Source organism: Nodularia chucula CCY0103, from assembly GCF_963923915.1.
Lineage (GTDB): Bacteria > Cyanobacteriota > Cyanobacteriia > Cyanobacteriales > Nostocaceae > Nodularia > Nodularia chucula.
In genome coordinates this window covers 1-1,117 of the sequence record NZ_CAWUOL010000201.1, presented here as the reverse complement: position 1 = coordinate 1,117, position 1,117 = coordinate 1, and the positions used below count along the sequence as shown (strand labels likewise).

Genomic DNA, 1,117 nt, shown 5'->3' with positions numbered 1-1,117 from the left:
AAACTCGCTCTAGGCCTACTTGTGTGTACACCGTAGCCTCGCTTGCGGGGAGGGGTTGGGGGTGGGGTTCAATGATTGCAGTATTGGCAACTAATTAACCGGACTAAACATAATCGCTCGTACAATACCATCAATAATTTTTATCCTGAATTTTGTTGCCGGCAAGCTTCCAAATTTTCACGAACAGTAACAGTATGGGGATGATAGTCTCCCAGCAGGCGTTTATAGAGTTTTAAAGCTTGGAGATACAGGGGTTCGGCTTGGTCGTACCTTCCTTGGGAATCGTAGAGTTCAGCCAAGTTGTTGAGGGTGGTGGCCACTGAGGGATGATAGTCTCCTAGCAGGCGTTTTCTCAGTTCTAAAGCTCGGAGATACAGGGTTTCGGCTTGGTCGTACTTTCCTTGGGAATCGTAGAGTGATCCCAATTTGCTGAAGCTGGAGGCGACATCAGGATGATAGTCTCCTAGTAGGCGTTTTCTCAGTTCTAAAGCTTGGAGATACAGGGGTTCGGCTTGGTCGTACTTTCCTTGGGAATAGTAGAGTTCAGCCAAGTTGTTGAGGGTGGTGGCCACTGAGGGATGATAGTCTCCCAGCAGGCGTTTAAAGAGTTCTAAAGCTTGGAGTAATAGGGGTTCGGCTTGGTCGTACCTTCTTTGAGAATAGTAGAGTCCAGCCAAGTTGTTGAGGGTGGTGGCCACTGAGGGATGATAGTCTCCCAGCAGGCGTTTAAAGAGTTCTAAAGCTTGGAGATACAGGGATTCGGCTTGGTCGTACCTTCCTTGGGAACGGTAGAGTTCTGCCAAGTTGTTGAGGCTGGCGGCGATATTGGGATGATAGTCTCCCAGCAGGCGTTTAAAGAGTTCTAAAGCTTGAATATACAGGGGTTCGGCTTGGTCGTACCTTCCTTGGGAATCGTAGAGTAATGCTAAGTTGTTGAGGGTGGTGGCCACTAAGGGATGATAGTCTCCCAGTAGGCGTTTAATCAGTTCTAAAGCTTGGAGATACAGGGGTTCGGCTTGGTCGTACCTTCCTTGGGAATCGTAGAGTAATGCCAAGTTGTTGAGGCTAGCGGCGATATCGGGATGATTGTCTCCCAGCAGGCGTTTACTCAGTTCTA

At 48.6% G+C, this 1,117-nt stretch carries 1 protein-coding gene; it reads right to left on the bottom strand.

The features are described from left to right. Nucleotides 1-140: 140 nt before the first annotated feature. Nucleotides 141-1,117 (bottom strand): tetratricopeptide repeat protein (locus ACM0OP_RS24185; RefSeq protein WP_414530949.1); only part of this gene is annotated, 977 nt, incomplete at its 5' end.